The sequence below is a fragment of the Streptomyces sp. NPDC028298 genome (assembly GCF_055565895.1).
Genome location: NZ_JBVHTL010000002.1, coordinates 15904 through 38456 on the forward strand (window position 1 = coordinate 15904; position 22553 = coordinate 38456).

At 71.9% G+C, this 22553-nt stretch carries 21 protein-coding genes; 10 read left to right on the forward strand and 11 right to left on the reverse strand.

The genetic code is table 11. The annotated features are described in order from the left end of the window. Positions 1–107 precede the first annotated feature (107 nt). Complete coding sequence (locus tag ACZ4TO_RS08635; protein WP_468023814.1) at positions 108–1898, forward strand: streptophobe family protein; 1791 nt, start codon at positions 108–110, stop codon at positions 1896–1898. 556 nt (positions 1899–2454) lie between these two features. After that, positions 2455–3672 (forward strand): phosphoserine phosphatase SerB, encoded by a 1218-nt coding sequence (gene serB, locus ACZ4TO_RS08640; protein ID WP_382794712.1) that lies wholly within the window; start codon positions 2455–2457, stop codon positions 3670–3672. 72 nt (positions 3673–3744) lie between these two features. Here the strand turns inward: serB and ACZ4TO_RS08645 are convergent, their stop codons facing one another. The 4 genes from ACZ4TO_RS08645 to ACZ4TO_RS08660 form a co-directional block, all read right to left on the reverse strand. Continuing rightward, the gene (locus tag ACZ4TO_RS08645) at positions 3745–4263 is read right to left on the reverse strand and encodes a SixA phosphatase family protein (RefSeq protein ID WP_382794709.1); all 519 of its coding nucleotides are present in this window, start codon (positions 4261–4263) and stop codon (positions 3745–3747) included. Between the two features lie 167 nt (positions 4264–4430). Next, positions 4431–4646, reverse strand: a complete 216-nt coding sequence (locus tag ACZ4TO_RS08650; protein ID WP_468023815.1) for a hypothetical protein — start codon at positions 4644–4646, stop codon at positions 4431–4433. Between the two features lie 291 nt (positions 4647–4937). After that, positions 4938–5054 (reverse strand): SGM_5486 family transporter-associated protein, encoded by a 117-nt coding sequence (locus ACZ4TO_RS08655; RefSeq protein ID WP_263974370.1) that lies wholly within the window; start codon positions 5052–5054, stop codon positions 4938–4940. A gap of 129 nt (positions 5055–5183) precedes the next feature. After that, positions 5184–6584 (reverse strand): CynX/NimT family MFS transporter, encoded by a 1401-nt coding sequence (locus ACZ4TO_RS08660; RefSeq protein ID WP_468023816.1) that lies wholly within the window; start codon positions 6582–6584, stop codon positions 5184–5186. 103 nt (positions 6585–6687) lie between these two features. Between ACZ4TO_RS08660 and ACZ4TO_RS08665 the strand changes: the two genes are divergently transcribed. After that, complete coding sequence (locus tag ACZ4TO_RS08665; RefSeq protein WP_365487630.1) at positions 6688–7374, forward strand: FadR/GntR family transcriptional regulator; 687 nt, start codon at positions 6688–6690, stop codon at positions 7372–7374. Positions 7375–7468: 94 nt separating this feature from the next. Here ACZ4TO_RS08665 and ACZ4TO_RS08670 read toward each other — a convergent pair whose 3' ends face one another. The 3 genes from ACZ4TO_RS08670 to fabG all read right to left on the reverse strand — a co-directional run bounded on the left by ACZ4TO_RS08670 (position 7469) and on the right by fabG (position 9488). After that, on the reverse strand, positions 7469–7852 hold the full coding sequence (locus ACZ4TO_RS08670; protein WP_468023817.1) for a hypothetical protein: 384 nt from the start codon (positions 7850–7852) through the stop codon (positions 7469–7471). Positions 7853–8010: 158 nt separating this feature from the next. Beyond that, the gene (gene fabI / locus ACZ4TO_RS08675; RefSeq protein WP_351872564.1) at positions 8011–8778 is read right to left on the reverse strand and encodes an enoyl-ACP reductase FabI; all 768 of its coding nucleotides are present in this window, start codon (positions 8776–8778) and stop codon (positions 8011–8013) included. A 5-nt stretch (positions 8779–8783) separates the two neighbouring features. Beyond that, positions 8784–9488 carry a 3-oxoacyl-[acyl-carrier-protein] reductase gene (gene fabG, locus ACZ4TO_RS08680; protein ID WP_382794696.1) on the reverse strand — a complete coding sequence of 235 codons (705 nt, stop codon included), beginning with the start codon at positions 9486–9488 and terminating at the stop codon, positions 8784–8786. A gap of 270 nt (positions 9489–9758) precedes the next feature. Between fabG and ACZ4TO_RS08685 the strand changes: the two genes are divergently transcribed. Genes ACZ4TO_RS08685 through tyrS form a run of 3 tightly spaced genes read left to right on the forward strand, consistent with a single transcriptional unit; the run spans position 9759 to position 13986 of the window. Next, complete coding sequence (locus ACZ4TO_RS08685) at positions 9759–11282, forward strand: TldD/PmbA family protein (protein ID WP_382794692.1); 1524 nt, start codon at positions 9759–9761, stop codon at positions 11280–11282. Continuing rightward, positions 11279–12673: a metallopeptidase TldD-related protein gene (locus tag ACZ4TO_RS08690; protein ID WP_382794690.1), complete on the forward strand. Its 1395-nt coding sequence runs from the start codon at positions 11279–11281 to the stop codon at positions 12671–12673. Before ACZ4TO_RS08685 ends, ACZ4TO_RS08690 begins: the two co-directional genes overlap by 4 nt. A gap of 44 nt (positions 12674–12717) precedes the next feature. Continuing rightward, a complete protein-coding gene (tyrS, locus tag ACZ4TO_RS08695) occupies positions 12718–13986 on the forward strand; it encodes a tyrosine--tRNA ligase (protein ID WP_382794688.1) in 1269 nt (422 codons plus the stop codon). 78 nt (positions 13987–14064) lie between these two features. Here tyrS and ACZ4TO_RS08700 read toward each other — a convergent pair whose 3' ends face one another. Then, positions 14065–14349 carry a GlsB/YeaQ/YmgE family stress response membrane protein gene (locus tag ACZ4TO_RS08700; RefSeq protein ID WP_382794685.1) on the reverse strand — a complete coding sequence of 95 codons (285 nt, stop codon included), beginning with the start codon at positions 14347–14349 and terminating at the stop codon, positions 14065–14067. A gap of 242 nt (positions 14350–14591) precedes the next feature. Between ACZ4TO_RS08700 and ACZ4TO_RS08705 the strand changes: the two genes are divergently transcribed. Together ACZ4TO_RS08705 and ACZ4TO_RS08710 are read left to right on the forward strand one after the other, a co-directional pair. Next, positions 14592–14978: a DUF3099 domain-containing protein gene (locus ACZ4TO_RS08705; protein WP_468024350.1), complete on the forward strand. Its 387-nt coding sequence runs from the start codon at positions 14592–14594 to the stop codon at positions 14976–14978. Positions 14979–15317: 339 nt separating this feature from the next. Continuing rightward, positions 15318–15584 carry a hypothetical protein gene (locus ACZ4TO_RS08710; RefSeq protein WP_382794680.1) on the forward strand — a complete coding sequence of 89 codons (267 nt, stop codon included), beginning with the start codon at positions 15318–15320 and terminating at the stop codon, positions 15582–15584. A gap of 86 nt (positions 15585–15670) precedes the next feature. Here the strand turns inward: ACZ4TO_RS08710 and moaA are convergent, their stop codons facing one another. From moaA to ACZ4TO_RS08725, 3 genes are all read right to left on the reverse strand, one after another. Continuing rightward, complete coding sequence (moaA, locus tag ACZ4TO_RS08715; protein WP_468023818.1) at positions 15671–16660, reverse strand: GTP 3',8-cyclase MoaA; 990 nt, start codon at positions 16658–16660, stop codon at positions 15671–15673. A gap of 348 nt (positions 16661–17008) precedes the next feature. Continuing rightward, entirely contained in the window at positions 17009–18646 is a 1638-nt protein-coding gene (locus ACZ4TO_RS08720) for a solute symporter family protein (protein ID WP_382794675.1), read from the reverse strand. Continuing rightward, positions 18643–18999 (reverse strand): DUF485 domain-containing protein, encoded by a 357-nt coding sequence (locus ACZ4TO_RS08725; RefSeq protein WP_382794671.1) that lies wholly within the window; start codon positions 18997–18999, stop codon positions 18643–18645. The genes ACZ4TO_RS08720 and ACZ4TO_RS08725 overlap by 4 nt, the downstream gene beginning before the upstream one ends. A 441-nt stretch (positions 19000–19440) precedes the next feature. On the opposite strand from ACZ4TO_RS08725, the gene ACZ4TO_RS08730 reads away from it, so the two are divergent. Both ACZ4TO_RS08730 and ACZ4TO_RS08735 read left to right on the forward strand, forming a co-directional pair. Next, positions 19441–20967, forward strand: a complete 1527-nt coding sequence (locus ACZ4TO_RS08730) for a S8 family serine peptidase (RefSeq protein WP_382794668.1) — start codon at positions 19441–19443, stop codon at positions 20965–20967. A gap of 109 nt (positions 20968–21076) precedes the next feature. Then, on the forward strand, positions 21077–22522 hold the full coding sequence (locus ACZ4TO_RS08735) for a CoA transferase (protein WP_468023819.1): 1446 nt from the start codon (positions 21077–21079) through the stop codon (positions 22520–22522). Positions 22523–22553: the final 31 nt, after the last annotated feature.

Below are 22553 nucleotides of genomic sequence, written 5' to 3' on the forward strand. Positions count from 1 at the left end.
GGGTTGCCCGTATCCGTTGACGGGGTTGAAACCGGCCCGGAGAGTGGTAATCCCACACGAGGGGGACATACGCGGGATCACCGCGTCGCTGATCGGGGGGTCTGGCGATGAGCATGGGGACCACGCATCACGGCGGGAGCGGCGGGCGGACGCCGTGGGGAGACGTGCTGCTGTCCGCGATCGCCTCCGTGAGCTGGGCGTTGATCGGGATGGCGGGCACCGCCGCGCTCGGTCTGCATCTGCTCGGGGCGGACGCGGCGGCCTCCCTCGGCCCGATGACCGCCGCGATGGTGGCCCTCGGAGCGGGCGGCGCGGTGACGCCCTCCGGCAACGTCTCCGCCTTCGGGCTGAAGGGCGCGCAGGCGCACACCGCCATCCAGATCACGCCGCTCGGCGTCGGGCTCGTCGGTGCGCTGCTGCTGTCGTGGTTCTTCCTGCGTTCCCTGCGCGGGGCGGGAGTCGGCGTCACACCGGCCGAACTCCTCGCGCGGGCGGGCTCGGTGGTCGCCCTGTTCGTGGCGTCCCTGGGCGGGCTCGCCTGGGCCGGGCACGACGTCATCACCATCGACGGTGACAAGCTCGGGCTCGACAAGGCCGTGGGTGGGGGCGGTGGCGGGGGCGGCGGGCTCGGGTCCATCACCGACAAACTGCCCGGCGGTCTCGGGGACCTCGGGGATCTCGGCGGTCTGCTGCCCGGCAAGATCGGTGACCTCGTGAAGGCGAAGGCCGCCGTGGGGTTCTCCGTCGACACCGCGCCGACCCTGCTCGGCGGAGCCGCGTGGGCGGCCGCGGTCCTGCTCATCGCGCTGCTGGCCTCCCGGCGTACGCCGTTGCCGCGCGGCTGGGACGCCGTGCACCGTGTGGTGCGGCCGGCCCTCTCCTCGCTCGTCGCCGTCCTGCTGGTCGCTGTCCTCGCCGGGCTGGCGGCGGCCGCGTACGCGGCGATCGGCGACGACCATCCGAAGCGGATCGCGGGAGCCGCGCTGCTCGGCGCGCCCAACGGGGTGTGGCTCGCCATTCCCCTCGGGCTCTTCGTCCCCTGGGACGGGAAGGCCACCGGCGAGCTCGCCAAGCTGCTGCCCGACCCCCTCGACAAGCTCCTCAGCGCCGACGCGTCCCGGCCCGTCACCCTCGGGCGACTCGCCGAACTCGACGGGCGCGTATGGCTGTTGGCGCTCGCGGCCGCTCTGATGATGCTGTACGCGGGCGTTCTGACGGCTGCGCGTACGCCATTCGTACGGGCCGTCGGTGCGGCGGCGGGGGGGACCCCGGGGGGCCCGGATGTACGGGGGGACGGTCCGCTGCGGTTCGCCGGGCGGTGCGCAGTTCGGCTGGGGGTCGTGACGGCGCTGGCGCTGCCGCTGCTCGCGTGGCTGACGGAGGTGTCGGTGGACGCGTCCCTGTCCGTGTTCGGGTTCGACGCGTTCGGGGCGGGGGTCGAGCTGCGGGGGCGGCTGGGGGTGGCGTTGATCCTCGGGGCTCTCTGGGGGGCGGGGGCTGGGGGTGTGGGGGCGTTGTTGGCCTGGGTTTGTGGGGCTGTGGGGCGGGGGCCTGTTCCTGGGCCTGGGCCTGGGCCTGGGGTGGTGTCGGAGGTCGAAGGGGCTTCGGTGGAGGGGGTGGGTGGCGGTGGTGGTGCCGGTGGTGGGGAGGCCGGGCCGTATCGGCCTCGGGGGTCCTATCGGGCGCCGAATCCTGACACCAATCCGTATCTGAAGGTGCCGGAGGAGTTGCGGGAGCCGGAGGATCGGAGGGCGGGGGACGTGTACGGGGCGCCCACGATGGTGGGGCCGATCGGGCCGTCCTCGAAGCGGAGGCCGGACGGGCCGCCGCCGCTGCCTCCTCCCCCGCCGCCGGTGCCGCCTTCGCCGGACGGGAGGCCTCCGGGTCCGCGTCGCTGACGGCGTGCGCCGGGGCCCTGCCTGGTGCTGGTCGCCGGTCCTGGCCGGTGGGGGGTCGGGGCCGCGCCGGTACATCCGCCCGCATCCGAACGGATCCCAGCGGGGTTTCCAGGTGCGGGCAGCTTCCGATCCGTCCGGCCTGCGGGCATCTGATGTACCGGCACGTCCCCTCCCGCGCACTGCCGACTGCGGGTGCGAGATCCAGAAGGTCACGACCCCGGCCGACGAAAGCAAGATCCAGAGGGTCCCGACCCCGGTCGGCGAAAGCTGGGGCCGTCCTCCGGCCCACCCTTCGGTCGCGGGGACAGTTTCAGCCCCTCCGGCGATTGAGGAGCGGGGTCTGGGGCGGAGCTTCAGGTTCGGGTCGGGTAGGGGCGGAGGGGGCGAGAGAAGGTTGTTGGGGTGGGGCCGTGAAGGGGTGGGGTGTAGAGGGCGTGCGGGCCCGGGGTGGGTGTTGGTCACTTGGGGGGTGCCGGGGTGTTACCCAGTGTTCCGTGTCCGCTAGGCGGACCGGGCGGGCGGGAGGCACTGGGTGCCGGATACGGTGGGAAATACCATGAGCGCTTCACATACCCCTGATGTGCCCACTCTTCTTGTCAAGATCTTCGGCAAGGACCGGCCGGGCATCACCGCCGGACTCTTCGACACCCTCGCCGCCTTCTCGGTCGACGTCGTCGACATCGAGCAGGTCGTCACCCGCGGCCGGATCGTGCTGTGCGCGCTCGTGACCGAGCCGCCCGCCGGTCTCGAGGGTGACCTTCGGTCGACCGTCCACAGCTGGGCGGAGTCGATGAAGATGCAGGCGGAGATCATCTCCGGCCTCGGCGACAACCGTCCGCGTGGCCTGGGACGTTCGCTGGTCACGGTGCTCGGACACCCGCTCACCGCGGAGTCGACGGCCGCCATCGCCGCGCGGATCACGAAGACCGGCGGCAACATCGACCGTATCTTCCGACTGGCCAAGTACCCGGTGACCGCGGTCGAGTTCGCGGTGTCCGGTACGGAGACCGAGGAACTGCGCACCGCGCTGGTGACCGAGGCGTCGGCACTGGGTGTCGACATCGCGGTCGTGGCCGCGGGCCTGCACCGGCGGGCCCAGCGTCTCGTCGTGATGGACGTGGACTCCACGCTCATCCAGGACGAGGTGATCGAGCTCTTCGCCGCGCACGCCGGCTGCGAGGCCGAGGTCGCCGAGGTCACGGCGGCCGCGATGCGCGGTGAGCTGGACTTCGAGCAGTCCCTGCACGCCCGCGTGGCGCTCCTCGAGGGGCTGGACGCGTCGGTGGTGCAGAAGGTGCGCGAGGAGGTACGGCTCACGCCGGGCGCGCGCACCCTGATCCGTACGCTGAAGCGGCTCGGCTTCCAAGTCGGTGTCGTCTCCGGCGGGTTCACCCAGGTCACCGACGATCTGAAGGAACGGCTCGGGCTCGACTTCGCCCAGGCCAACACGCTGGAGATCGTCGACGGAAAGCTGACCGGGCGGGTCACCGGCGAGATCGTGGACCGGGCGGGCAAGGCCCGGCTGCTGCGCCGCTTCGCCGCCGAGGCCGAGATTCCGCTGGCCCAGACCGTGGCGATCGGCGACGGCGCCAACGACCTCGACATGCTCAACGCCGCCGGTCTCGGGGTCGCGTTCAACGCGAAGCCGGTCGTACGGCAGGCCGCGCACACCGCGGTGAACTTCCCGTTCCTCGACACGGTCCTCTATCTGCTGGGCGTCACCCGTGAAGAGGTCGAGGCCGCCGACATGGACGAGGACGACCTGGCTCACTGAGCGACGGTCCCGCGACGGACGAGGGCCCGGCACCGTGACGGTGCCGGGCCCTCGTGGGTTGTCGGGGCGGGGTCACTCCGTCGGAGCCCAGTAGTCGGTCAGGGCCGCCGATCCGGGTTCGAGGGACTTCCAGGGGCCGTCGAAGGTCAGGACCGCGAACGCGGCGGTGTGGAAGCCGTGGGCGTTCATCCGGGCGCGGCTGTCGCCCTCCGCCCGGCCCGCCAGGACCTCGGTGAGGCCGTGCATGCCGGGGTTGTGGCCGATCAGGATCGCGTTCCGGGCGTCGTCCGGGGTCTCGTTGATCACGGCGATCAGCTCGCCGGGCGAGGCTTCGTAGATCCGCTCCTCGTAGACCGTTTTCGGCCGGTGCGGGAGCTCCAGGACGGCGTGCTTCCATGTCTCGCGGGTCCGGATCGCGGTGGAGCAGAGGGCCAGGTCCAGGGGGATGCCGCTGTCTGCCAGCTTGCGTCCGGCGATGGCGGCGTCCATGCGGCCCCGGTCGGCGAGCGGCCGCTCATGGTCGGACACCTGCGGCCAGTCGGCTTTCGCATGCCGGAAGAGGACGATCCTGCGGGGTTCTGCGACGCTCATGCGTCCCAGCTTCGCACGAAACATGCCATGGGGCGCAGGGAGTTGATGCGGTCCCCCGGCGAGGGTGACGCCGTGCCCCGTCAGGGGTGATGGCATCCCCGTGAAGGGGCGGGGCGCGGTGGGGCCGGGGCTCGCGGGTGTGCGGCGACGGGCCCGGGGTGCGCCGCTCAGGAGGCGTTGTGCAGGACCGCCTGCTGGACGCGCTCGAACAGGTGGGCGATCGCCGGGTCGCCGGTCGCGGCGTGCGCGTCCGCCGGGTTCAGGATCATGAGCAGCAGGACGACGAAGGAGAGCGTCGGCAGGGCGAGGGCCCACCAGGGCAGCCGGATGTCGACGCGGCCCGTGGTCGCCGGGTGGGGCCGGGTGTGCGTAGGGGCCGACATGCCGCCTCCGTGAGTCTTCGAGTGGTCCCTGGCCGCGGTTCGCGGTCACGATTCGAAGGTACGGAGCGCGGCGCTCGCGGCCCATCCGGTGATCCACCCACTTGACCCTGACACTCGCCCCCTAGGGGATGGGGGGTTATCCCCACCACCGGGGCCGGGGGGTGGCCGACGGCGCCGACGGGGCGGGGCCGAGGGGCGTACGGGGCTCACGAGGAACGTCGTACTGGCGGGCCCGAGGGGCCTACGGCGGTTACGGAAGTGGTGCGGCTGCCATCCGTACCGGGCCGCCGGTCACGGGGAGGCGATGGACGCGATGATGCCGATGATCACCGTGATGGCCAGCATCGCGCCGAGCACGAGCAGCAGCTTCTTCTGGCCGTTCTGGGGGTTCGGGTCGAGCACAGGCATGCGGCAAGTCTCGCACCCCCGGTCCCCCGCGCCGTCGCCGGGGCCCGGTTCCGGGAGCCGGGGCCGGGAGCCGGGGCCGGGAGCCGGGGCCGGGAGCCGGGGCCGGGAGCCGGGAGCCGGGAGCCGGGATCAGCCTGCGGCCTCGTCCTCCACCGTGCGGTCGCGGCCCGCCAGGATGCCGACCCCGATCTGCGGGATCATCAGCCCGGCCATCAGCGCGATCGGCAGGCCCCAGCCGCCGCTGTGCTGGTAGAGCACGCCCACGAGCAGCGGGCCCGGGATCGAGATCAGGTATCCGGTGCTCTGGGCGAACGCCGACAGTTGCGCGACACCGGCGCCGGTCCTGGCGCGCATGCCGACCATGGTCAGGGCCAGCGGGAAGGCGCAGTTGGAGATGCCGAGCAGCAGGGCCCAGGCCCAGGCGCCCGCCGCCGGAGCCAGATAGAGGCCCGCGTATCCGGCGAGTCCGCACAGGCCCAGGGCGACGACGATGGGGCCCTGCCGGGGCAGGCGGGTGGCGAGGCGCGGGATGACGAAGGCCAGCGGCACGCCCATCACCATCGTGACGGCGAGCAGCAGCCCCGCGGTGCTCGCGGCGACGCCCGCGTCGCGGAAGATCTGCGCCATCCAGCCCATCGTGATGTAGGCGGCCGTGGCCTGGAGACCGAAGAAGACGGCCAGGGCCCAGGCGGTACGACTGCGGGTGATGCGCAGCCCGCCGGGCTCGGGGCGGGCCGTGGGGGTGGCGGAGGACTTCGCGACGCCGGTGCGTGAAGTCTTCGCCCGGGCGATACCGGTGGGGGTGGCTGTGGCAGGGGCCGCCTGTGCGCGGTCATCCGTGCCGGGGGCGTCATCCGTGCCGGGGGCCGCCGCCCGGGCTCGTACCAGCAGGAGCCACGGCAGGACCGCCGCCGCCGCGAGAGCCGCCCACACCACGAGGCCGGAGTGCCAGTCGCCCCCGAGGGCGTCGGTCATGGGCACGGTCGCCGCCGCGGCGGCGGATGTGCCGAGGGCCAGCGCCATCGAGTACAGGCCCGTCATGGAGCCGACCTTGTCGGGGAACCAGCGCTTGACGATCACCGGCATGAGGACGTTGCTGACCGCGATGCCCATGAGCGCGAGGGCGCTGGCGGCCAGGAAGCCGGCCGTTCCCCCGATGTACGGCCGTACGGCCAGGCCCACGGTGATGGCGACCATGCCCGCGCAGACGACGGCGGCGGCCCCGAAGCGGCGGGCGAGCCGCGGTGCGGTCACGCCGAAGAGGGCGAAGCACAGGGGCGGCACCGAGGTGAGCAGTCCGGCGACGCTGCCGCTCATGCCGAGGCCGCCGCGCACCTCTTCGAGGAGCGCGCCGAGGCTGGTGATGGCCGGGCGCAGGTTGAGGGCGGCGAGGACGATGCCGGCGACCACGAGCCGTGTCGTCCAGGCGCGCGGGTCGGGCGTCGCGGGTGCCGTGCTCCGGGCGGGGCGGTGTATCGCGGGGGGACGCGTCGGTGTGCGGGTTTCCTCGGGGGCCATGAGGCCCATCATAGAATCATGGGATGATTGGGTGTCCAATCGCGCTGCGTTAATCTCCGGAGCCTCCGGCCCCGCGCGAACGATCACACCCGGGCCCGTACGACGAAGGACCGTCATGCCGCTGAGCCATCCCCGCCGTTCGGCCCTGTCCGAGCAGGTCATCGCCGAGCTGCGGAACCAGATCACGTCGGGCGAGTGGCCGGTGGGCTCCCGCATCCCCACCGAGCCGGAGCTCGTCGACCAGCTCGGTGTCGCCCGCAACACCGTGCGCGAGGCGGTCCGGGCGCTCGCCCACAACGGGCTGCTGGACATCCGGCAGGGATCGGGCACGTACGTGGTGGCGACCAGTGAGCTCGCGGGCGTGATGCACCGCCGTTTCGCCGACGCCGACCCCCGGCACATCGCCGAACTGCGGTCCACGCTGGAGTCGAGCGCCGCGAGGCTGGCCGCCGAGCGGCGCACGGAACGCGATCTCAAGCAGTTGGAGGCGCTCCTCGTACGCCGTGAGGAGGCCTGGGAGTCGGGCGACGCGGAGGCCTTCGTGGCCGCCGACGCGACCTTCCACCTGGCGGTGGTGGCCGCCTCCCACAACGACGTCATGACGGCGATGTACGCGGACCTGGGCGAGGTGTTGCGCGACTGGCTGCGCGTGGACGTCGGCAAGGAGCTGACGCCGGAGTCGTACATGGACCACGCCCTGCTCGTCGACGCGATCAGGGCGGGCGACGCGGAGGCGGCGGCCGCGGAGGCCGCGAGCTATCCCTTCCAGTGCCGGCCCGGCCCGCCGGCCGCCACGGAGTAGGCGACGAGCGGCAACCGTGGGGGCGGGCGCCGGGCCTGGCTGGACGCCGGCTCCGGGACCCGTCACCGTCGTACGGGCCCGAGCAGCCCGCGGGTCACTTTCCGTGGGTGATCCAGACCTCGCGGATCTCCTTCCAGCAGCGGCCGGTCAGCCGGACGGTCATCGCCGGTCCGACCTCGACCGGGGCGCCGTCGGTGTCGATGTCCCACCAGCGGGCGCATTCGACGTGCAGAGCGACGTGGTCGATGCCCACATAGGGGTTGTGGCAGTACGCGACGACCTCGGAGCCGGTGACGGTGGTCCGGCACTCCGCGCCGAACGGCTGGGGCACGGGCTTTCGTGCCCCCTGGCCCGCGGCGGCGGACCGGGACCCCTCGTTCACGCGTTCCGCTCGCGGGATGGACATCGCGTCGTGCGGGACGGCAAGGGCCAGAGCGACAGCGGCGAACACCGGAGCAAAGCGGCGGGACAGGCGCACAAGGGGACCTCCTCGGCCGAACGGCTGCGGGGCGGGCGGTGCGTCCTCCCAGGGTGCCGGTCAGGGGGTCCCGGCCGCCCGGCCGACTGGGCCGAACGGGGGACGCCCCGCTCCCCGCGCGGTGCGGGAAACGGGGCGTCGATACCGCGCGTAAACGCTTACGCGCCGATGGCGTGCAGACCGCCGTCCACGTGGACGATCTCGCCCGTGGTCTTCGGGAACCAGTCGCTCAGGAGGGCGACGACGCCCTTGCCGGCCGGCTCCGGGTCCTTCAGGTCCCACTCCAGCGGGGCGCGGGTGTCCCACACGGAGGCCAGCTCGCCGAAGCCCGGGATGGACTTGGCGGCCATGGAGCCGATGGGGCCGGCGGAGATGAGGTTGCAGCGGATGTTCTGCTTGCCCAGGTCGCGGGCCATGTAGCGGCTGGTGGCCTCCAGGGCGGCCTTGGCCGGGCCCATCCAGTCGTACTGCGGCCACGCGTACTGCGCGTCGAAGGTGAGGCCGACGACGGAGCCGCCGTTCTGCATCAGCGGCAGGCAGGCCATCGTCAGCGACTTCAGGGAGAACGCCGAGACGTGCATGGCCGTGGCGACCGACTCGAACGGCGTGTTCAGGAAGTTGCCGCCGAGGGCGTCCTGCGGCGCGAAGCCGATGGAGTGCACGACGCCGTCGAGGCCGCCCAGCTCCTCGCCGACGACGTCGGCGAGACGCCCGAGGTGCTCCTCGTTGGTGACGTCCAGCTCGATGACCTTGGTGGGCTTCGGCAGCTTCCTGGCGATGCGCTCGGTCAGCGTGGGCCGCGGGAACGCGGTCAGGATGATCTCCGCGCCCTGCTCCTGGGCCAGCTTCGCGGTGTGGAAGGCGATGGAGGACTCCATCAGCACACCGGTGATCAGGACGCGCTTGCCCTCAAGAATTCCGCTCATGGTGATCAGTGACCCATTCCCAGTCCGCCGTCAACAGGGATGACGGCTCCAGTGATGTACGAGGCGTCGTCCGAGGCGAGGAACCGCACCGTCGCGGCGATCTCCTCCGGCTGCGCGTAACGGCCGAGCGGCACCTGCGACACGATGCCGGCGCGCTGCTCGTCGGTGAGCACCTTGGTCATGTCGGTGTCGACGAAGCCGGGCGCGACGACGTTGAAGGTGATGTTGCGCGAGCCGAGCTCGCGCGCGAGCGACCGAGCGAAGCCGACAAGGGCGGCCTTGGACGCGGCGTAGTTCGCCTGTCCCGCGGAGCCGAGCAGTCCGACGACCGAGGAGACCAGCACGACGCGGCCCTTCTTGGCGCGCAGCATGCCCCGGTTGGCGCGCTTGACGACGCGGAAGGTGCCGGTGAGGTTGGTGTCGACGACCGAGGTGAAATCCTCCTCGGACATGCGCATCAGCAACTGGTCCTTGGTGACGCCGGCGTTGGCGATCAGGACCTCGACCGGGCCGTGCTCGGCCTCGATCTCCTTGTAGGCCTGCTCCACCTGCTCGGTGTCGGTGATGTCGCACTTGACCGCCAGGAAGCCGGCCGGCGGCTCACCGGACCGGTACGTGATCGCGACCTTGTCGCCTGCGTCGGCGAATGCGCGGGCGATGGCGAGGCCGATGCCCCGGTTGCCTCCGGTGACGAGAACCGAGCGGCTCAACGGATCACCCTTTCGTTAGCGGACTGAAACCCCTGCAATACAGGCGCCTTCCTCGAAAACCTATCGGTCCGTCCGGCCTCCCAGAGAATCGGGCACCGACAGTGGGTTCGGGTGACTGCTGTCGGGTCCCTACAGAAAGCCGAGGCCGTACGGCCGGAAGGCGGACGTCCGCGGCCGAAAGACGCGCCCGGTGACGGCAAAGGCGTGGCCGCCGGGGCCGCCCGCGCGACATGATCGGACCCGACGGGCCACGACAGCAGGGAGACCTCGGTGCCTCATTCCATCGACGAAGCCTTCACGGCGCTACCGCTGCGCGCACTCGCCGACGCCGCGCTCGCGCGGGCGCGGGCGCTGGGCGCCGACCACGCGGACTTCCGGTTCGAGCGGGTGCGCAGCGCGTCCTGGCGGCTGCGCGACGCCAAGCCGGCCGGATCGTCGGACACGACGGACCTGGGGTACGCGGTACGGGTCGTGCACGGCGGGACCTGGGGGTTCGCGTCGGGTGTCGACCTGACGATGGACGCGGCCGCGAAGGTCGCCTCGCAGGCCGTGGCGATGGCGAAGCTGTCGGCCCAGGTGATCAAGGCGGCGGGTTCGGACGAGCGGGTCGAGCTGGCTCCGGAGCCGGTGCACGCCGAGAAGACGTGGGTCTCGTCGTACGAGATCGATCCCTTCTCCGTGCCGGACGAGGACAAGGCGGGGCTGCTGGCCGACTGGAGCGCGCGGCTGCTGGCGGCCGACGGCGTCAACCACGTCGACGCGTCCCTGCTGACCGTGCACGAGAACAAGTTCTACGCGGACACCGCCGGGACGGTGACCACGCAGCAGCGGGTGCGGCTTCACCCGCAGCTCACCGCGGTGGCCGTGGACGACTCCAGCGGCGAGTTCGACTCGATGCGGACGATCGCGCCGCCGGTCGGGCGCGGCTGGGAGTACCTCCTGGGCACCGGCTGGGACTGGGACGGCGAGCTGGAGCGGATTCCGGGGCTGCTCGCGGAGAAGATGCGGGCGCCGAGCGTGGAGGCGGGGGTGTACGACCTCGTCGTGGACCCGTCGAACCTGTGGCTGACGATCCACGAGTCCATCGGGCACGCCACCGAGCTGGACCGCGCGCTCGGCTACGAGGCGGCGTACGCCGGGACCTCCTTCGCCACCTTCGACCAGCTCGGCAAGCTCAGGTACGGCTCCGACCTGATGAACGTGACGGGTGACCGCACCGCCGAGCACGGCCTGGCGACCATCGGGTACGACGACGAGGGCGTCGAGGGCCAGTCCTGGGACCTGGTGAAGGAGGGCACGCTCGTCGGCTACCAGCTCGACCGGCGGATCGCGGACCTGACCGGCTTCGAGCGCTCCAACGGCTGCGCGTACGCCGACTCCCCCCGGCACGTGCCCGTGCAGCGGATGGCCAACGTGTCGCTGCGGCCGGACCCGGGCGGGCTGTCCACCGAGGACCTGATCGGGGGTGTCGACCGGGGCATCTACGTCGTCGGCGACCGGTCCTGGTCCATCGACATGCAGCGCTACAACTTCCAGTTCACCGGCCAGCGCTTCTTCAAGATCGAGAACGGCCGGATCGCGGGCCAGCTCCGTGACGTCGCGTACCAGGCGACGACCACCGACTTCTGGGGCTCGATGGCGGCCGTCGGCGGCCCCCAGACGTACGTCCTCGGCGGTGCCTTCAACTGCGGCAAGGCCCAGCCGGGCCAGGTCGCCGCGGTGTCGCACGGCTGCCCTTCCGCCCTCTTCAAGGGTGTCAACATCCTCAACACCACCTCGGAGGCCGGTCGATGAGCGCCCGTACGAACAAGCCGCACGAGGTCGTCGAGCGTGCCCTCGAACTGTCGCGGGCCGACGGCTGTGTGGTGATCGCCGACGAGCAGTCCACCGCCAACCTGCGCTGGGCGGGCAACGCGCTCACCACGAACGGGGTCACCCGCGGGCGCACGCTCACCGTGATCGCCACCGTCGACGGACGCGAGGGCACCTCGTCCGGTGTCGTCTCGCGCTCGGCGGTGACGGCCGACGAGCTGGAGCCCCTGGTGCGGGCCGCCGAGGCGGCGGCGCGCGGCGCCGGTCCCGCCGAGGACGGGCGGCCGCTGGTGACGGGCGTGCCGGAGTCCCCGGACTTCACGGACGCGCCCGCCGAGACCTCCTCCGCCGTCTTCGCCGACTTCGCGCCGGCGCTCGGCGAGGCGTTCGCCCGCGCCCGGGCCGGCGGCCGTGAGCTGTACGGCTTCGCCAACCACGAGCTGGTCACCAGCTACCTGGGTACGTCGACGGGGCTGCGGCTGCGGCACGACCAGCCGAACGGCACGCTGGAGGTCAACGCCAAGTCCCCGGACCGTACGCGTTCGGCCTGGGCGGGACGCTCGACGCGGGACTTCAAGGACGTCGACCCGGCGGCGATGGACGCGGAGCTGGCGGTACGGCTCGGCTGGGCCGAGCGGCGTGTGGAGCTGCCGGCCGGGCGCTACGAGACGCTGCTGCCGCCGACCGCGGTCGCGGACCTGCTGATCTACCAGATGTGGTCGGCCGCCGCCCGGGACGCCGCCGAGGGCCGGACCGTCTTCAGCAAGGCCGGGGGCGGCACCCGCATCGGTGAGCGGCTCAGCGAACTGCCGCTGACGCTGCGCAGCGATCCGAACGAGCCGGGCCTGGAGTCGGCCCCCTTCGTCCTCGCGCACTCCTCGGGCGACGACGCCTCCGTGTTCGACAACGGGCTGCCGCTGAAGGCCACCGACTGGATCCGGGAGGGCGAGCTGCGGCATCTGTCCACCACCCGGCACAGCGCGGGCCTGACCGGGCTGCCGGTGACGCCGACGATCGGGAACCTCGTCCTCGACGGCGGCGAGGACCGCTCCCTGGAGGAGATGGTCGCCGCGACCGGGCGCGGTCTGCTGCTGACCTGCCTGTGGTACATCCGCGAGGTCGACCCGGCGACGCTGCTGCTGACCGGGCTCACCCGCGACGGCGTCTACCTCGTCGAGGACGGCGAGGTCGTGGGCGAGGTGAACAACTTCCGGTTCAACGAGTCGCCGGTGGGTCTGCTGGGACGGGCCACGGAGGCGGGGCGGACGGAGAAGACGCTGCCCCGTGAGTGGAGCGACTGGTTCACCCGGGCCGCGATGCCCGCGCTGCGGGTGCCGGATTTCAATATGAGTTCTGTCAGCCAGGGCGTATAACCTCGTACCTGATTCACGAGACCACCCGAGGAGATACGAGAACCGTGACGGACATCGTCGACGAGCTGAAGTGGCGGGGCCTGTTCTCCCTGTCCACCGACGAAGATGCATTGCGCAAGGCGCTCGCGGACGGTCCCGTCACGTTCTATTGCGGCTTCGACCCGACCGCGCCGAGCCTGCACGTCGGTCACCTGGTGCAGGTGCTCACGATGCGCCGGCTGCAGCAGGCGGGGCTGCGGCCGCTCGCGCTGGTGGGCGGGGCCACGGGCCAGATCGGTGACCCGCGCCCGACGGCGGAGCGCACGCTGAACGACCCGGAGACGGTCGCGAACTGGGTGACGCGGCTGCGTTCGCAGATCGAGCCGTTCCTGTCCTTCGAGGGCGAGAACCCCGCGGTCATGGTGAACAACCTGGACTGGACGGCCGGGCTCTCGGCCATCGAGTTCCTGCGGGACATCGGCAAGCACTTCCGCGTCAACAAGATGCTCACCAAGGACTCCGTGGCCCGCCGCCTGGAGTCCGAGGAGGGCATCAGCTACACGGAGTTCAGCTACCAGCTCCTGCAGGGCATGGACTTCCTGGAGCTGTACCGCCGCTACGGCTGCACGCTCCAGCAGGGCGGCAGCGACCAGTGGGGCAACCTCACGGCGGGCCTGGACCTGATCCACCGCCTGGAGCCCGAGGCCCATGTGCACGCGCTGGCGACGCCGCTGATGGTCAAGGCGGACGGCACCAAGTTCGGCAAGACCGAGGGCGGCGCCGTCTGGCTCGACCCCGAGATGACGACGCCGTACGCGTTCTACCAGTTCTGGCTGAACGTGGACGACCGGGACGTCTCGACGTACATGCGCATCCTGTCCTTCCGGTCCCCCGAGGAGCTGGAGGAGCTGGAGAAGCAGACGGAGGAGCGTCCGCAGGCCCGTGCCGCCCAGCGCGCGCTGGCCGAGGAGCTGACGACGCTGGTGCACGGCGCCGACCAGACGGCCGCCGTGATCGCCGCGTCCAAGGCCCTGTTCGGGCAGGGCGAGCTGACCGACCTGGACGAGCGCACGCTCGCCGCGGCGCTGTCGGAGGTGCCGCACATCCAGGTCGCCGAGGCGGGCCTGGTCGTGGACCTGTTCGCCGAGGTCGGCCTGGTGGCCAGCAAGTCGGCCGCGCGCCGCACGGTCAAGGAGGGCGGGGCCTACGTGAACAACGTGAAGGTCGGCGCCGAGGACGCGGTCCCGGCCAAGGAGGACCTGCTGCACGGGCGCTGGCTGGTGCTGCGCCGGGGCAAGAAGAGTCTGGCCGCGGTTGAGGTCACGGGCGGCTGAGCGTTCCGAGGCCAGCGAGGGCGCGGGCCGCTTCCCGATCCGGGAAGCGGCCCGCGCCCTTCTTCCGCCTGGACGGAGTCACGCCCGCTGCTGCACCTTCTTGTTCCCCCACAGGGCCATGTACGCCATGTCGCCCAGCGCCACGATGACGATCGCGGCGATCAGCTGGAACAGGTGACGGGTCCAGTCGATGCCGGACGTCGCCTCGACGCCGAAGGCACGCGCGATCGCGTTGCCCACGATGGCTCCGAGGATGCCGAAGATGGTGGTCAGCCACAGAGGGCTGTGCTGCTTCCCCGGAATGATCGCCTTGGCGATCAGGCCCAGCACGAACCCGACGATGATCGCCCACAACCAGCCCATGTCCGCCTCCTTGTACCGCTCCCCGTGAGCGATACCGCCAGTCTCTGGCTGTCAGCCATACGGCGCATGTCGGGCGGAGCCGTACGCGCTACGGCGCAGCGTGTCCGCCCGGACGGGACGTGCCCCGGTCTCGAAGGCGACGCATACGCGGCGTACCGTGGAAGCAGTCCGGGCCCGCGTCCTCGACGGGTCCGTGACGGGTACGGACCGGGGTGTCCGACACAGTCAGGTGGTGGAATGTGATCAGGAAGCAGAGCAACGTCCAGGTCTTCCGGATCACGGGAGCCAGACAGAGCCTGGACGACGACGTGCGCGGCCGGCAGCGGCGCTACGTGATCTCGATGTCCGTGCGTACGGTGTCCGTGATCCTGGCGGCCGCCCTGTGGAACGTCGAACGGCCCGTCGCTCTGGTCGCTCTGGTCCTCGGAATTCTCCTCCCGTACGTCGCGGTGGTCATCGCGAACGCCGGACGCGAGAACGCGCCCTCGCTCCCCTCGACCTTCGTCACCGCTCCGCTGCGTCCGATGATCACACCGCCCCGGCAGGACGGTGCCGAGGAGCCCCCCGTCGGGGGCGCCGCGACCGGCCCCGAGGCGCGCTCGGGGGCCGAGCCGCACGACCCCGCCTGAGCCCCGACCGGAGTCGGAACAGGGGCGAACTCGCCCTGGGACAAAGCCGGTTCGGCTCCGGACGGACGTCCGCGCGGTCGCCGAAAACGGAATATCCCCACGCGGGCAAGCTCAAGAAAACCTCAGATCAATCATGTTGTTCCGGTGCCGGGCGGCGGGCTACCCGTGACATACTTCGTACGCGCTCCGCATCCCCCGTCGGAGCGACAGACCGACGCCGGGCAGCTCCCCCCGTGGCTGCTCGGCGTCGCCTTTTCGGCCCCTCGGAGCCCCGCCCCGCATCAGGGTCCGCCCACCGCGCGGAACGCGTGCCGCCCGGCCTCGGCTAGGGTCGGCAGAGTGATTTCGAACGCCCCCGGCTCCGGTCCCCTCTCCCCCGTCTGCTCGGCCAAGGCCTGCCGCGCGGACGCCGTGTGGGTGCTCGCCTGGAACAACCCGAAGCTGCACACGCCCGAGCGCCGCAAGACCTGGCTGGCGTGCGAGGAGCACCGCGAGCACCTGTCGTCGTTCCTCGGGATACGCGGGTTCCTGAAGGACGTCGTGCCCCTCGCGGAGTGGGAGGCCTCGCGGCCCGCGGAGCACGGGGAGGACCGGGACACGCTCTAGGGCCGGAGGCCCCAGGGCGGGACACGCTCCAGGGCCCGGAGGCCCCGGGGCCCGGAGACCTCAGGGCCCGGAGACCTCAGGGCCCGTCAGCCGCCGATCGCCGACATCGGGCGGTCGGGCTGCACGAACGACGGGTCGTCCAGGCCCGCTCCCGCCTTCTTGCCCCACATCGCGGTGCGCCAGGCGCCGGCGATGTCCTCGTCGGGCGCCCCCGAGCGCAGGGCGCCGCGCAGGTCGGTCTCCTCCGTGGCGAACAGGCAGGTGCGCACCTGGCCGTCGGCGGTGAGGCGGGTGCGGTCGCAGGCCGCGCAGAACGGGCGGGTGACCGAGGCGATCACCCCGACGCGGTGCGGGCCGCCGTCGACGAGCCAGCGCTCGGCGGGTGCGGAACCCCGCTCGCCGGCGTCCTCCTCGGTGAGCCGGAAGCGGGTGCGCAGCGAGGCGAGGATGTCGGCGGCGGTGACCATGCCGTCGCGCTTCCAGCCGTGCTGGGCGTCCAGGGGCATCTGCTCGATGAAGCGGAGTTCGTAGGCGTTCTCGATGGCCCAGGCCAGCAGCTCCGGGGCTTCGTCCGCGTTCAGGCCCGGCATCAGCACCGAGTTGATCTTGACGGGGGTCAGCCCCGCGTCGCGGGCGGCTTCGAGGCCCTCGATGACGTCCTTGTGTCGGTCGCGGCGGGTGAGGGTCTTGAAGACGTCGGGCCGCAGGGTGTCCAGCGAGACGTTGACCCGGTCCAGGCCGGCGGCCTTCAGGGCGGCCGCGGTGCGCTTGAGGCCGATGCCGTTGGTCGTGAGGGACATCTGGGGGCGGGGGGCGAGGGCCGCGACCCGCTCGACGATGCCGGGCAGCCCGGGGCGCAGCAGGGGTTCGCCGCCGGTGAAGCGGACCTCTTCGATGCCGAGGCGGGTGACCGCGATCTCTATCAGACGGACGATCTCGTCGTCGGTGAGCAGGTCGGGCTTGGCGAGCCACTGCAGTCCCTCTTCGGGCATGCAGTAGGTGCAGCGGAGGTTGCACCGGTCCGTCAGTGAGACACGCAGGTCGGTGGCGACCCGGCCGTAGGTGTCGATGAGCACGTGGGCCCCCTCCCTCGTTGCCGATCTCTTTCTCCGGATACCTGTGAGCCTACGTGACGAGGCGGGCGGTGACAGCGGCCCCGATCCCACGAGACGCGGCGCGGGCCCGTCGTAGGGATCTACCAGTGGTGATCCACCGGTGGTCCTGCGACGGGCCCGCGCGATGCCGGGTTCTAGGGCCTGTCTGACAATTCGCGTCGTCGCCCGAAGGGCGGCCCGGCGGCGTCAGGTGCGTGCTCTCGGCGTGCCGGCCCCGGACCTGCGTACTGGACGTACTCGGGTCTGGGGCCGGTGCGGCGAGAGGGCGTGCATGGCGTCGCCGGGCAGACGGGAATTGGCAGATAGGCCCTAGTGGGCTCCGGTGCCGGTCAGGGCGCGGACCTCCAGTTCGGCGTACTTGCCGGCGTCGGGTTCCTCCTTGGACAGGACGGTGCCGAGCCAGCCCAGCAGGAAGCCGACCGGGATCGAGATGAGGCCCGGGTTCTCCAGCGGGAACCAGTGGAAGTCGACGTCCGGGAACATCGAGGTGGGCTTGCCCGAGACGACCGGGGAGAACAGGACCAGGCCGACCGCCGTGACGAGGCCGCCGTAGATCGACCAGAGAGCGCCCGGGGTGGTGAACCTCTTCCAGAACAGGCTGTAGAGGATCGTCGGCAGGTTCGCGGAGGCGGCGACCGCGAAGGCCAGGGCGACCAGTCCGGCGACGTTGAGGTCGCGGGCGAGGGCGCCCAGCAGGATGGACACGGCGCCGATGCCGACGGTCGCGTACCGGGCGGCCTTCATCTCCTGCTTCTCCGAGGCCTGCCCCTTCTTGATCACGTTCGCGTAGATGTCGTGCGCGAAGGAGGAGGACGAGGCGAGCGTCAGTCCCGCGACGACGGCGAGGATCGTGGCGAAGGCGACGGCGGAGATGGTGGCGAGCAGGATCGCGCCCCAGCTGGAGTCGACGCCGCCGAGGTGGAGGGCGAGCAGGGGTGCCGCGGTGTTGCCCGCCTTGTTGGAGGCGATGATCTCGTCCGGTTTGATCAGCGCGGCGGCGCCGAAGCCGAGGGCGAGGGTCATCAGGTAGAAGGCGCCGATGAGGCCGATCGCCCAGTTGACCGACTTCCGCGCGGTCTTGGCGGTGGGCACGGTGTAGAAACGGATCAGGATGTGCGGCAGGCCCGCGGTGCCGAGGACCAGTGCCATGCCGAGCGAGATGAAGTCCAGCTTGGTGGTGGAGGTGGCGCCGTACTTGAGCCCGGGTTCCAGGAACGGCGAGCCCTTGCCGCTGTTCTCGGCCGCCTTGCCGAGCAGGTCGGAGATGTTGAAGTGGAACTTCAGCAGGACCAGGAAGGTGAGCAGGACGGCGCCGGCGATGAGCAGGACCGCCTTGACCATCTGCACCCAGGTGGTGCCCTTCATGCCGCCGATGGTGACGTACACGATCATCAGGACGCCGACGAGCGCGACGATGCCGATCTTGCCGCCGTCGCTGGTGATGCCGAGGAGCAGGGAGACGAGGACGCCCGCGCCCGCCATCTGGGCCAGCAGGTAGAAGATCGACACGACGATGGTGGAGGTGCCGGCGGCGGTGCGGACCGGGCGCTGGCGCATGCGGTAGGCGAGGACGTCGCCCATCGTGTAGCGGCCGGAGTTGCGCAGGGGTTCGGCGACCAGGAGCAGGGCGACGAGCCAGGCGACCAGGAAGCCGATGGAGTACAGGAAGCCGTCGTAGCCGAAGAGGGCGATCGCGCCGGCGATGCCGAGGAAGGACGCGGCGGACATGTAGTCGCCGGAGACGGCGAGTCCGTTCTGGAAGCCGGTGAACTGGCGGCCGCCCGCGTAGAAGTCGGCGGCGTCCTTGGTCTGGCGGCCGGCCCAGACGGTGATGACGAGGGTCGCGGCGACGAACACCGCGAACAGGGTGATGATCAGCGGGCGGTGCTCGCTCGCCTCGCCCGCCGCCAGCACGGTCGTGTGCGCGGTGGTCTGTACGGGGCTCATGCGCCGCCCTCCATCCGGGACTTGATGGCGTCGGCCTTGGGGTCGAGCCGGGTGGCCGCGTGCCGCGAGTACCACCAGGCGATGAGGAAGGTGGTGAGGAACTGGGCGAGGCCGAGCACCAGGGCGACGTTGACGTTGCCGAACAGCTTGGTGCCCATGAAGTCGCCCGCGTAGTTCGAGAGCAGGACGTACAGCAGGTACCAGAGGATGAATCCGACGGTCAGCGGAAAGGCGAAGGAGCGGTGCGAGCTGCGCAGTTCACCGAATTCGGCGCTCTCCTGCATCTCGACGAACTTTTCTGTGGACGGGAGCTCGGCTCCGGTCCTCGCGGGTGGTGGTGCGTCGGTGGCCACGGTGTCTCCTCGCGTTGCGGGTGCGGTTACGACGGTGGGCGGGGGCAGGTCGGGGCCCGCGGACGGGGACGGTTCGGGTACGGACATGGGACTTCGACCTCACATCGACGGACGTCACGTGACGGAGCGCTGTCGATCGCGTCCGTTCCGTGATCAAAGCCGGGGGCTCGATCGTCCACGGGCTCCCTGCCCAAGGTCACGGCGCCACGCGTGGACCGGTTCAACTCGCCCGGCTTCTTTCGGAAGTCGCCGCCGCACGCCCCCGGCTTCGTCCGGAGGTGGCGGCCGCCCGTCCCCGGCTTCTTTCTGAAGTCGTCGCCGCAAGTCATTGCTGGGCCGGTCGGCGGGAGGATAGCTTCGGCCTGCGCCATTCCGTCATGTACCTGCCCGAGCACCATCCGTGTTCGGGCAGCTCCGTTTTCCGGATGATGTGGAGATCCCATGGCTCATCTGCGTTCCAGACACCGTCTCGCCCTCGCGGTGCCGGTCGTCCTGTCGCTCACCGCCTCGCTCGGCTTCCTGCCGGGCGTCGCGACGGCCACACCTCTCACCACGCCCGCCGTGACGACCGCGGACGGCCCGAACCTCTCGTACGTGGTCAACACGACGACGGACCACCGCACGATCGCGTCGGTGAAGAAGGCGATCGCGGCGGCCGGCGGCAGTGTCGTGATCGCGTACGAGCAGATCGGCGTGATCGTCGTCCACTCCGCGAACCCGGACTTCGGCCCGCGGATCCGGACGGTGCGCGGAGTGCAGTCGGCCGGTGCCACCCGCACCTCGCCGCTGAAGGCCGCGGGCACGACGGACGAGGGCGCGGCGCAGGTGCTGTCCGCCGCCGAGGCCGCCAAGGTCGCGAAGGCCGCCGACGCGGGCCAGGAGCCTCTCGAGGCCGACCAGTGGGACCTGCGCGCGATAGGCGCCGACAAGGCGGCCACGATCAACCCGGGCAGCAAGAAGGTGACCGTCGCGGTGATCGACGTCGGCGTCGACGACACCCACCCCGACATCGCGCCGAACTTCTCCGCGTCCCAGTCCGCGAACTGCGTGGGCGGCAAGCCGGACACGACGTACGGGTCCTGGCGCCCGGTGGACGCCGACCACTACCACGGCACGCATGTCGCGGGTGAGATCGCGGCGGCCCGCAACGGCGTCGGTGTGGCGGGGGTCGCGCCGGGTGTGAAGGTCTCCGGCATCACCGTGGCCGAGCCCGACTCGACCCAGCTCTTCTATCCGGAGAGCGTCGTGTGCGCCTTCGTCTTCGCCGCCGACCACGGTGTCGAGATCACCAACAACAGCTATTACGTGGACCCGTGGCTGTACAACTGCGTCGACGACCCCGACCAGAAGGCCATCGTCGACGCCGTCAACCGCGCCCAGCTCTACGCCCAGCGCAAGGGCACGCTGAACGTCGCCGCGGCGGGCAACTCCAACGACGACCTCGACTCGGACGCGCTCACCGACGCGTCCAGCCCCGACGACTCGACCGCCACGACGCGGACGGTCGACCCGCACAAGTGCTTCGACATCCCCACCCAGTTGCCCGGTGTCGTCACGGTCTCCTCGACCGGCGTCAAGGGCGCCAAGTCGTACTTCTCCAGCTACGGGAAGGGCGTCATCGACGTCGCGGCGCCCGGCGGCGACCGCTACCAGATCCCGGACACGCCCTCGGGGAACGGCCGCATCCTCTCCACGCTGCCGAACAACACCTACGGCTTCCTCCAGGGCACCTCGATGGCGACCCCGCACGTCGCCGGTGTGGCCGCGCTCCTGAAGTCCGAGTACCCCTGGGCGACGCCCGCTCAGCTCCAGCTCCTCCTCAAGGCCGAGGCGGACAACCCGGGTTGCCCGGCCGAGCCGTACGACGGCAACGGTGACGGTGTCGTCGACGCGACCTGCGTGGGCGGCAAGCACGTGAACGGCTTCTACGGTTCCGGCATCGTCAACGCCCTGCGGGCGGTCAAGTAGCGCCCGCCGTTGTTCCCGTGGCCCCGGCCGCCGCACCCACGGCGGCCGGGGCCACGCGCCGTCGGGGCCGCCTCACGTGTTGATCGCGTCCACACCGCATAGTGCCGGTATGACGCATACACCGATGGCCGCTGTGTGGGAGGAACTGGGCGGAGACCCGGCACTGCTCCCCGGGGTTTCGACCGTGGCGCGGGCCGGGACGCTGGAAGCCGCCCTGCCCGTACGCGCGTTGGCGCGCGCCTGTGTGGGCGCCTGCGCGCTCGCGGCCGCCGAGCTCGGGGCCCGGCGGGCCGGGCTCGCGCGGGTGCCGCGGGTGAGCGTGGACGACGGCGCCGTCGCCACGGCCTTCGTCAGCGAACGGCATCTGCGGATCGACGGACGCGCGCCGCTGAACTTCGCACCGCTGTCCCGGTTCTGGCGGACCGCGGACGGCTGGGTGCGCACGCACGCCAACTATCCGCACCACCGGGCCCGGCTGCTGAGCGCGCTGGGCGCGGCGGACGACGCGAGTCCCGAGGACGTGGCCGCCCTGCTCGCCGGGCGCTCCGCACGGGAGGTCGAGGAGACGGTGTACGCCGCCGGGGGCCTCGCCGTGGCCCTGCGCACACCGAAGGAGTGGTCGGCCCATGCCCAGGGTCGCGCGCTGGCGGAGCACCCGCTGATCGAATGGGACGGGCCCGCCGGGCGGGGCGGACCGGCGGGCGGCGGACAGGGTGGCGCGGGCGGCCGGCGCGGGCGGGGGCTCGGGCCGTTGAGCGCGGATGGGACGCTGCTGCCCGCCGCCGGGGTGCGGGTCCTGGACCTGACGCGGGTCATCGCGGGCCCGGTCGCCACCCGCACGCTCGCCCTGCTGGGTGCCGACGTGCTGCGCGTCGACGCGCCGCACCTGCCGGAGGACCCGGACGCCCACGCGGACACGGGCTTCGGCAAGCGCTCGGCGCTGCTGGACCTGACGGCCGACCGCCGCGCCCTCGACGAGCTGCTGGCGTCGGCGGACGTGGTCGTCACCGGGTACCGGCCCGGTGCCCTCGACCGCTTCGGGCTCTCCCCCGAGGCGCTGGCGGAGCGCCGTCCGGGCCTCGTGGTGGCGCAGGTGTCGGCGTGGGGTGCGTACGGGCCCTGGGGCGGGCGGCGGGGCTTCGACAGCCTGGTGCAGGTGGCCACCGGGATCGCGGCCACGGAGGGATCGCCCGAGCGGCCGGGCGCGCTGCCGGCGCAGGCCCTCGACCACGGCACCGGGTACCTGCTGGCGGCGGCCGTCCTGCGGGCGCTGACCGAGCGGGAGGAGCGGGGCCACGGCGCCGTCGTACGGCTGGCGCTGGCCCGCACGGCGATGTGGCTGACGGACGGGATCGGGCGGCAGGAGGGAGCTGGGGCGGTACCGGACGCCTCGGCGGGGGAACCGTACGGCCGTCCCGACGCCTGGCTGTCGGAGCGGGCCGGGCCCGCCGGTCTGCTCGTCCACGCCCTGCCCCCGGTCGCCTTCGCGGGCGGTCCCGCCGACTGGGCGCGCCCTCCGGGCCGCTGGGGGACGGACCCGGCCGGCTGGACCTGAGGGACCGGGGCGCCGGGCGGAACGGCCGCCC

Coding starts and splice junctions, on each gene's coding strand:
- ACZ4TO_RS08700 (WP_382794685.1), bottom strand. CDS start 14,349: ATGGGCTGGTTGTGGGCGATCATCGTCGGGTTCGTGCTGGGCCTGATC.
- serB (WP_382794712.1), top strand. CDS start 2,455: ATGAGCGCTTCACATACCCCTGATGTGCCCACTCTTCTTGTCAAGATC.
- ACZ4TO_RS08650 (WP_468023815.1), bottom strand. CDS start 4,646: ATGTCGGCCCCTACGCACACCCGGCCCCACCCGGCGACCACGGGCCGC.
- ACZ4TO_RS08690 (WP_382794690.1), top strand. CDS start 11,279: ATGAGCGCCCGTACGAACAAGCCGCACGAGGTCGTCGAGCGTGCCCTC.
- ACZ4TO_RS08660 (WP_468023816.1), bottom strand. CDS start 6,584: ATGATGGGCCTCATGGCCCCCGAGGAAACCCGCACACCGACGCGTCCC.
- ACZ4TO_RS08730 (WP_382794668.1), top strand. CDS start 19,441: ATGGCTCATCTGCGTTCCAGACACCGTCTCGCCCTCGCGGTGCCGGTC.
- ACZ4TO_RS08735 (WP_468023819.1), top strand. CDS start 21,077: ATGACGCATACACCGATGGCCGCTGTGTGGGAGGAACTGGGCGGAGAC.
- ACZ4TO_RS08635 (WP_468023814.1), top strand. CDS start 108: ATGAGCATGGGGACCACGCATCACGGCGGGAGCGGCGGGCGGACGCCG.
- ACZ4TO_RS08645 (WP_382794709.1), bottom strand. CDS start 4,263: ATGAGCGTCGCAGAACCCCGCAGGATCGTCCTCTTCCGGCATGCGAAA.
- ACZ4TO_RS08720 (WP_382794675.1), bottom strand. CDS start 18,646: ATGAGCCCCGTACAGACCACCGCGCACACGACCGTGCTGGCGGCGGGC.
- ACZ4TO_RS08665 (WP_365487630.1), top strand. CDS start 6,688: ATGCCGCTGAGCCATCCCCGCCGTTCGGCCCTGTCCGAGCAGGTCATC.
- ACZ4TO_RS08655 (WP_263974370.1), bottom strand. CDS start 5,054: ATGCCTGTGCTCGACCCGAACCCCCAGAACGGCCAGAAGAAGCTGCTG.
- fabI (WP_351872564.1), bottom strand. CDS start 8,778: ATGAGCGGAATTCTTGAGGGCAAGCGCGTCCTGATCACCGGTGTGCTG.